Origin of the sequence: Streptomyces sp. NPDC087300, from assembly GCF_044744425.1 — a bacterium.
Taxonomy (GTDB): domain Bacteria; phylum Actinomycetota; class Actinomycetes; order Streptomycetales; family Streptomycetaceae; genus Streptomyces.
This window is the reverse complement of record NZ_JBIUYI010000016.1, coordinates 118347-126387: the sequence shown is the minus strand read 5'-3', so window position 1 is coordinate 126387 and position 8041 is coordinate 118347. Positions and strand designations below refer to the sequence as shown.

Below are 8041 nucleotides of genomic sequence, written 5' to 3'. Positions count from 1 at the left end.
GTTGATAGGCCAGATCTGGAAGCCCGGTAACGGGTGGAGGTGACTGGTACTAATAGGCCGAGGGCTTGTCCTCAGTTGCTCGCGTCCACTGTGTTTGTTCTGAAACAACGAACAGTTGTGTCGGCTGAACAGCGTCACTAATTAATTGAAAAGTGTGCTTGTTCGCTGCCCTGTTTGAGATCCGGCGATTTCGCTGGATATTTCATAGGGTTTCGGTGGTCATAGCGTGAGGGAAACGCCCGGTTACATTCCGAACCCGGAAGCTAAGCCTCAAAGCGCCGATGGTACTGCAGGGGGGACCCTGTGGGAGAGTAGGACGCCGCCGAACAATTTTTGGAGGACCCCTGGTCCCAGCGTCCACGCTGGGACCAGGGGTCCTTTTGTTTTTGTCGAAGCGCGCCGGCATCCCGGCTGCGCGAGAATGACTGCGGTACCGAAGACTAGGAGTCACCGATGTCCACCAACTCTCCCGACGAGCGACCGGAGCGCGACGAGCGCCGCCGGGACGGTGGCGACCGGGGCGGATACCGCGGGGCTCCGCGCCGTGACAACGACCGCGGCGGCTTCCGACGCGATGACCGCCGTGATGACAACCGTGGCGACAACCGTGGTGGCGGCGACCGTCCGCCCTTCCGCCGTGACGACCGGCGTGACGACCGCCGTGATGACAACCGTGGTGGTGGTTACCGGGGTCGTGACGACAACCGTGGTGGTGGCTACCGCGGGCGTGATGACCGTGACAGCGGTGGGCGTCCCCCGTTCCGCCGTGACGACCGTCCCAGCGGTCCTCGTCGTGACGACCGTCGCGATGGTGACCGTCCGGCCTTCCGCCGCGACGACCGTCCCAGCGGCCCCCGCCGCGACGACCGCCGTGACGGCGACCGCCCGCCCTTCCGCCGCGATGGCGACCGCCCGGCTTTCCGCAGCGATGACCGCCGCGACGACCGCAGGGGTGGGGACCGTCCGGACCGTGGCGGGTTCCGCCGCGACGACAACCGTGGTGGCGGCGGGTTCCGTGGGCGTGAGGGCGACCGCCGTGATGACCGTCGTGACGGTGACCGCGGGGGCTTCCGTGGGCGCGATGACCGCCGTGACGACAACCGTGGTGGCGGCGACCGTCCGCCCTTCCGCCGTGACGACCGCCGTGATGACAACCGTGGTGGTGGTTACCGGGGTCGTGACGACAACCGTGGTGGTGGCTACCGCGGGCGTGATGACCGTGACAGCGGTGGGCGTCCCCCGTTCCGCCGTGACGACCGTCCCAGCGGTCCTCGTCGTGACGACCGCCGTGACGGTGACCGTCCGGCCTTCCGCCGCGACGACCGTCCCAGCGGCCCCCGCCGCGACGACCGCCGTGACGGCGACCGCCCGCCCTTCCGCCGCGACGATCGCCGTGACGACCGCCGTGACGACAACCGCGGTGGCGGCTTCCGCGGGCGTGACGACCGTCGTGACGGTGACCGCGGTGGCTTCCGTGGGCGCGATGACCGCCGTGACGACAACCGTGGTGGCGGCGGGTTCCGTGGTCGGGACGACCGCCGCGACGACCGCGGGAGTGGGCCGCGCCGTGACGACCGGGGCGGGCGCCCCGGTGGCGGTGGCGGGTTCCGTGGGCGTGACGACCGCCGTGACGACCGGCGCGATGACCGTCGTGACGGCGACCGCGGTGGCTACCGCGGGCGTGACGACCGTGACCGCGAGCCCATCAGGCGGCTGCCGATCCCGGACGACGTCACCGGCTACGAGATCGACAAGGACGTCCAGCAGGAGCTGCAGAGCCTTCCGAAGGGGCTCGCGGAGGACGTCGCCAGGAACCTGGTGATGGTCGCCACGCTCATCGACGAGGACCCCGAGCAGGCGTACGCCTACTCGCGGATCGCGCTGCGGCTGGCCTCCAGGGTCGCCGCCGTGCGTGAGGCGGCCGGCTTCGCGGCGTACGCGAACCAGAAGTACAGCGAGGCGTTGGCGGAGTTCCGTGCCGCGCGGCGCATGACCGGCAGTGTCGAGCTGTGGCCCGTCATGGCGGACTGCGAGCGTGGGCTCGGCCGGCCCGAGAAGGCGCTGGAGATGGCCGGTGCGCCGGAGGTGCAGAAGCTGGACAAGGCGAGCCAGGTCGAGATGCGGCTCGTGGCCGCCGGTGCCCGGCGCGACCTGGATCAGATCGACGCCGCCATCGTCACGCTGCAGAGCCCCGAGCTGGCCTCGAACTCCGTGCAGCCCTGGACGGCGCGACTGCGGTACGCGTACGCCGACGCGCTGCTCGCCGCGGGCCGTGAGGACGAGGCGCGCGAGTGGTTCGCCAAGGCGGTCGAGTCCGACAAGGACGGCACCACGGACGCCTCCGACCGGCTCGCCGAGCTGGACGGCGTCGAATTCGTCGACGCGCTCGGTGACGACGAGACCGACGAGGTTCCCGGGGTTGCCGAGGTCCAGGAGGCCAAGGAGACCCAGGAGGCCTCCGAGGACTCCGACGCCCCCGAGGGCGCCGAGAACTCCGCTGAGGACAAGGACTCCGCGGGCGACAAGGACTGACGTCCGGGCACGCCGCGCACACGGAAACGGGCGGGACTCCCCAAGGGGGGTCCCGCCCGTTGTCGTATGTCCGGAAGGCGCCGGGCGCCGGCGGTCAGAAGTCCAGGCTGCGCAGGACCAGGCCCGTGGCCGGCTTGGGGCCGAAGGACGTGGACTTGCGGGGCATCGTGACGCCCTGGCGGGCCAGGTCGCGGACGACCTCCTCGCGGACGGGGTGCATCAGGACCGCCGTGCCGCCGTCGCGCTCCGCCTTCTCGACCGTCGCCGCGGTGTCGTGGATGTACGCGATGTGCTCCGGGTCGTCGGGGATGCGCCAGACGTGGTCGAGGAGCGTGGCGTGCAGCACCGTCGCGTCCAGGGTGCGCCAGGCCTCGGGGAAATCGGCCGGGACCGTACGGGCGAGGAGGTCCGGGGACGGGTGGTCGACGAGGTGGAAGGCGCCGTCACCCGCAAGGACGAACGCGTTGCCCTTGCCCGCGGCCCCGGCCAGGACGTCGAGCGCGTGGTCGAGGGGGCCTTCGATCGTGCGGACGCGGAAGGAGTCGCCGAGGGCGGCGAGCGCGTCGGCGACCGGGAGGCGGTGCAGATAGCGGTGGATGGCGCGGACCCGCAGCGGATAGCGGGCCGTGTCGACCAGGAGGACGAGGCCGTGGTCCCAGGCGCTCGGCGAGGGATGCTCGGCGCGCAGCCGCAGGTTGGTGGCCCAGCGGTGGTGGCCGTCGGCGATCAGGGCCTGGTGGCGGGCGAGATCTGACGCGATCTCGGCGATCTCCGCCGGGTCCGTCACGGACCACAGGCGGTGGCTGAAGCCGTCCTCCGTGGTCGTGGAGAGGAGCGGGTCGCGCAGGGCGGTGCGTTCGATCACGCCCAGGGCGCCCGTCGCGTCGCCGTCGCTGCGGTAGGTGAGGAGCAGCGGCTCCAGGTTGGCGGAGGTGGCGCGCATCAGGGCCGCGCGGTCCTCGACGACGTGCGGCATGACGTCCTCGTGGGGCAGGACGATGCCCTCGGCGGCCTCCGAGAGGCGCAGTGTGCCGATGATGCCGCGCTGGAGGATGTCGCCGTCGTACTGCTCGTAGATGTACAGGCTGGGCTCGGCGTCGGGGGCCAGGATGCCTTCGGCGAGCCAGTTGCCCAGGGTGTCGGCGGCCTGCTGGTTGCGGGCGGCCGGGGTGGTGGCCTGCGGCAGGATGAGACGGACGATGTTGTGCGGATCGGCGGACTCCAGGTGGAGGAGGCCGTCGGGCCGTACGACCACGTCGTACGGGGGTGAGGTCACCGCGGCGAGGCTGCCGACCCGTTCGGGAACGTAGCGCACGCCCCGGAATGGGCGCAGTTCGAGGCCGTTTGCGTCCGCGTGACCCACTGTGTTCATTAGGGCATCGTATGTGTGTCAGTGGCATAAGCGATGATCGGGGGAGTGGGATCGAGCGAGGAGCGATGTGTAATGAGCCAGACCGCAGACGGCGGCGCGGACCGGGGTGCCAGGACGCGGCCCGAAGGCAGTTCGCGGGCGCTGAGCGAGGCCTATGACACGGCGCTGCTCGATCTGGACGGGGTGGTCTACGCGGGCGGGCACGCCATCGCGCACGCCGTCGACTCGCTCGGCACCGCGCGCGAGGGGGGCATGCACCTGGCGTACGTCACGAACAACGCGCTGCGCACCCCGGACGCGGTGGCGGAGCATCTGACGGAGCTCGGGATCCCGACCGAGGCGTCGGACGTGATCACGTCGGCGCAGGCGGCGGCGCGGCTGGTGAGCGAGCAAGTGCCCGCCGGGGCGCGGGTGTTGGTGATCGGTGGCGAAGGGCTGCGGGTCGCGCTGCGGGAGCGCGGTCTCGAACCGGTGGAGTCGGCCGACGACGAGCCGGTGGCGGTCGTGCAGGGGTACGGCGGGCCTGACATGGCGTGGGGACGGTTCGCCGAGGCGAGTTACGCGATCGCGCGCGGTCTGCCGTGGTTCGCGTCCAACACGGATCTGACGATTCCGAGCGCGCGGGGCATCGCGCCGGGCAATGGCGCGGCCGTCGAGGTCGTACGCATCGCGACGGGTGCGGAGCCGCAGGTCGCGGGCAAGCCGCTGCCTCCGATGCACCGGGAGACGATCCTGCGGACCGGTGCCGAGCGGCCGTTGGTCGTGGGCGACCGTCTCGACACGGACATCGAGGGGGCGTTCAACGGCGAGGTGGACTCGCTGCTCGTCCTGACCGGGGTCACGGACGGGGCGCAGCTGCTCGCCGCGCCGCCCGAGCACCGGCCGACGTATGTGGACGTGGATCTGCGCGGCATGCTCACCGGGCAGCCCGAAGTCGCTTCCGTGGAGGGCGGGTTCAGCTGTGGTGGCTGGACCGCTTCGGTGCGGGGTGACGAGCTCGGGCTCGACGGCGACGGCGAGGCCGTCGACGGGCTGCGGGCGCTGTGCGCGGCGGCCTGGACCGAGGCCGGGGACGGCGCCTGCGCGCTGGACGCGGGCAAGGCGCTGTCCCGGCTCGGGCTGTGAGCGGCGTGAGGTGACGTGACGTCAGGGCGGGCTGCCGCCCGCCCTGACGCCGATGCCTCGTCTCAGGCCGCCTCGCCCCGTTCGATCAGCTCGTCCGTCGTGGTGTCCTTGCGCCAATAGCCGGAGAACGACACCTTCTTGCGGTCGATGCCCCGGTCGCGGACGAGGTGGCGGCGGACGGCCTTGACGGTCGCGGACTCGCCGGCGACCCAGGCGTACGGCGTGCCTTCGGGGAGGTCGGCGCCGCGTATCGCGTCCGTGGTGGCGCCCTCGGCGGTGAGCCAGTGGACCTCGGCGTCGGCCTTGGTGGGCAGTTCCTGGCGGTCGGCCAGGTCGTGCACCTCGATCCAGACCCGGGTGGGCAGGCCGGGCGGCAGCGTTTCGAGGATGCCCGCGACGGCGGGGAGCGCGGACTCGTCGGCGGTCAGCAGGAGCCAGTCGGTGTCCTGTGGCGGCCGGAAGTCGTACGCGCCGTTCTCCTCCTCGACCGGGGCGAGGACGCCGATGCGGGCGCCGGGCCGTGCGGTCCGCGCCCAGCTGGTGGCCGGGCCGTCGCCGGGCGAGGGGGTCGCGCCGTGCACGGCGAAGTCGACGATCAACTCGTCGGGTCCGCGGCGCAGTTCACGGGTGGTGTAGGTGCGCATGATGCCGCGTACGTCCGGGTCGAGTGCGCACCACGCGGCGTACCAGTCCATCGCGTCGCCGGAGTCGGTGTCGGGCATGACCGGGGTGTCCTGGCCCGGGTGCGGCAGGAAGATCTTGATGCGCTGGTCGCGGCCGCCCGATGCCATGCGGGAGAGATCGGTGCCGCCGAAGGCGACGCGGATCATGGCGGGGGTGACGTGTTCGGCGCGCAGGACCTGGACATCGAAGAACTGGTACGGGGACGTGGTCATCGCTTGAGCCTCTTCGACTTCTCGACTGCGGTGGCGAGCCCCTCGAGGACGGGGGCGTATCCGGCGTAGCTGTAGCGCTCCTCCATCGACCAGGCCACGGTCTGTCCTGCCTTGACGGCGGGGAGCTTCGCCCAGGTGGGCTTCTTCGCGAGCTCCTTGGGGGGCAGCGCGGTCGTGCGGTTGTCGATCATGATCAGATCGGCGTGGTACTTGTTGGCGTTCTCCCAGCTGAGGAACTCCCAGAAGCCCCACTCGTCGCTCTTCTTGCCCTCGACGAACTCGACGCCGAGGTCCTTGAAGTAGTTGAGGTCGCAGTAGGAGTCGGGGACGGCGACGTACATCTGGTCGGCGTCGCCGGTCATCGCGAGGACCTTGAGGCCGCGGTTGGCCTCGGCGGCCTTGCGCAGGGTCCGTTCGGCCTTCTGGAAGCGGGCCTTGGCCGCGCGCACCCGCTCGGTCTCCAGGTCGGCGCCGAGGGACGCGGCGAGCTCGGTGTAGCGCGCGAGCGGCTGCTTGAGGGAGACGCGGGCGCCGTCGATGCCGACGGTCGGGGCGAGCGCGGCGATCTTCTTGCTGCTCTCCTCGGGGACGAACCAGAGGGCGGGCGCGGGGAACATGTTGCTGATCAGCACGTCGGGTTCGAGGGCCGCGTACTTCTCGATGTTGAACTGGCCCCACTCGTTGCCGAGGCTGGTCAGCTTGGTGAGGTCGAGGTCGCCCGCCTGCGGGTTGGGCTTGCCGTCGATGGGCTTGGAGGGGCCGAAGATGCCGGTGCACTCGATGCCGTAGTCGTGCAGGGCGGCGGCCGCGCTGACGAAGGCGACGATGTTCTCGGGGCGCTGTTCGGTCGAGGCGGTCTTGCCGCGGTCGTCCTTGAAGCTCCAGGGTTTGCCGTCGCCCGCGTTCGCCGCGCCGCCGTCCTTGCCGGACGACGCGGAGTCGCCGTCACCGCCGCACGCGGTGAGCAGGGCGCCGAGGCCCAGGGCGCCGCCGGCGCCGAGGAGGGTGCGGCGGGACAGGGCGGGATGGTGCGTGGGCATCAGGCGGCCTTCTCAGCTGGGTCGGTCTTCTCGGACTTGGTGATGGCGGCGGCGAGCTGTTCGATGAGCGGCGCGAATCCGGCGTGGCTGAACTGGGCCTCGTTGGTCCAGGACGCGACCTGTCCGGCGCGCACGGCGGGCAGCTTCGCCCAGGTGGGCTTGGACTTCTTCAGGGCGGCGGGCTGGAGGTTGCCGGTCCGCCGGTCGACGAGGATCAGGTCGGCGTCGTAGGCGTCGGCGTTCTCCCAGGCCAGCTCCTCGAAGAAGCCGGGCTTCGCGGCCTTGGCGGGGGTGACGAACTCGACGCCGAGGCTCTTGTAGTAGCGCAGGTCGGTGAAGTCGTCGGGGTTGCCCACGTAGAGGAGCGGGGCCTGCGCGGCGATCGCCATCACCTTGATCCCGCCGCGGGCCTTCGCGTCCTTGGCCGCCTTGCGGAGGGTCTCGGACGCGGCCTCGAAGCGCTTCTTCGCCGCGGTGACCTGGGCCGCCTTCAGATCGGCGCCGAGGGACGCGGCGAGTTCGGTGAAGCGCCCGATGACATGGGTGAGCGAGCTCCTGGCGGTGAGGATGCCGATGCTCGGGGCGAGTGAGGTGATCTTCTCGGCGGACTCCTGGGGGACGTACCAGAGGGTCGGCGCGACGTTCATCGTGCTGATCAGGAGGTCGGGTTCGAGGGCCGCGTACTTCTCGATGTTGAACTGGCCCCAGGTATTGCCGATGACGGTCACTTTGTCGACATCGATGTCGGCGGCCTGGGCGTCGGGTTCGCCGTTCTTGAGCTTGGTCGGCCCGAAGACGCCCGTGCACTCGATGCCGAGGTCGTGCAGCGCGGCGGCCGCGCCGATGTAGGCGACGATGTTCTTGGGGCGCCGTCCGGTCGAGGCGGTCTTGCCGCGGTCGTCCTTGAAGCTCCAGGCCTTCGCGTCGCCGCCGGACCGTTTCTCCGTACCGCCGCCGCACGCGGTGAGCAGGGCGCCGGCGCCGAGCGCGCCGGCGGCGGTGATTACGCCGCGGCGGTTGAGGGCAGGCGAGGGGGAGCGACGGAACGCGGGCATGGGTGGCGCTTCTCTCATCGA

Annotated in this window: 7 protein-coding genes and 1 rRNA gene; 4 read left to right on the top strand and 4 right to left on the bottom strand. The window is 71.1% G+C overall.

Features of this window, described 5'->3' with window-relative positions; all coding sequences use genetic code 11:
* Window positions 1-211 precede the first annotated feature (211 nt).
* The 3 genes from rrf to ACIO9J_RS41020 all read left to right on the top strand — a co-directional run bounded on the left by rrf (window position 212) and on the right by ACIO9J_RS41020 (window position 2532).
* A 5S ribosomal RNA gene (gene rrf / locus ACIO9J_RS41030) occupies window positions 212-328 on the top strand.
* Between the two features lie 93 nt (window positions 329-421).
* Window positions 422-1822, top strand: coding sequence for a hypothetical protein (locus ACIO9J_RS41025; RefSeq protein ID WP_402010553.1), 1401 nt, complete (start codon window positions 422-424; stop codon window positions 1820-1822).
* Entirely contained in the window at window positions 1714-2532 is an 819-nt protein-coding gene (locus ACIO9J_RS41020) for a hypothetical protein (protein ID WP_402010552.1), read from the top strand. Before ACIO9J_RS41025 ends, ACIO9J_RS41020 begins: the two co-directional genes overlap by 109 nt.
* A 94-nt stretch (window positions 2533-2626) precedes the next feature.
* Here the strand turns inward: ACIO9J_RS41020 and ACIO9J_RS41015 are convergent, their stop codons facing one another.
* Window positions 2627-3904, bottom strand: a complete 1278-nt coding sequence (locus ACIO9J_RS41015) for a DUF1015 domain-containing protein (protein ID WP_402010533.1) — start codon at window positions 3902-3904, stop codon at window positions 2627-2629.
* A 72-nt stretch (window positions 3905-3976) separates the two neighbouring features.
* On the opposite strand from ACIO9J_RS41015, the gene ACIO9J_RS41010 reads away from it, so the two are divergent.
* Window positions 3977-5029: an HAD hydrolase-like protein gene (locus tag ACIO9J_RS41010; RefSeq protein WP_402010531.1), complete on the top strand. Its 1053-nt coding sequence runs from the start codon at window positions 3977-3979 to the stop codon at window positions 5027-5029.
* 62 nt (window positions 5030-5091) lie between these two features.
* Here ACIO9J_RS41010 and ACIO9J_RS41005 read toward each other — a convergent pair whose 3' ends face one another.
* The 3 genes from ACIO9J_RS41005 to ACIO9J_RS40995 are packed head-to-tail and all read right to left on the bottom strand — an operon-like array spanning window position 5092 to window position 8020.
* A complete protein-coding gene (locus tag ACIO9J_RS41005; RefSeq protein WP_402010530.1) occupies window positions 5092-5925 on the bottom strand; it encodes a siderophore-interacting protein in 834 nt (277 codons plus the stop codon).
* On the bottom strand, window positions 5922-6965 hold the full coding sequence (locus ACIO9J_RS41000; RefSeq protein ID WP_402010528.1) for an ABC transporter substrate-binding protein: 1044 nt from the start codon (window positions 6963-6965) through the stop codon (window positions 5922-5924). Before ACIO9J_RS41000 ends, ACIO9J_RS41005 begins: the two co-directional genes overlap by 4 nt.
* A complete protein-coding gene (locus tag ACIO9J_RS40995) occupies window positions 6965-8020 on the bottom strand; it encodes an ABC transporter substrate-binding protein (protein WP_402010526.1) in 1056 nt (351 codons plus the stop codon). Before ACIO9J_RS40995 ends, ACIO9J_RS41000 begins: the two co-directional genes overlap by 1 nt.
* Between the last annotated feature and the right edge of the window lie 21 nt (window positions 8021-8041).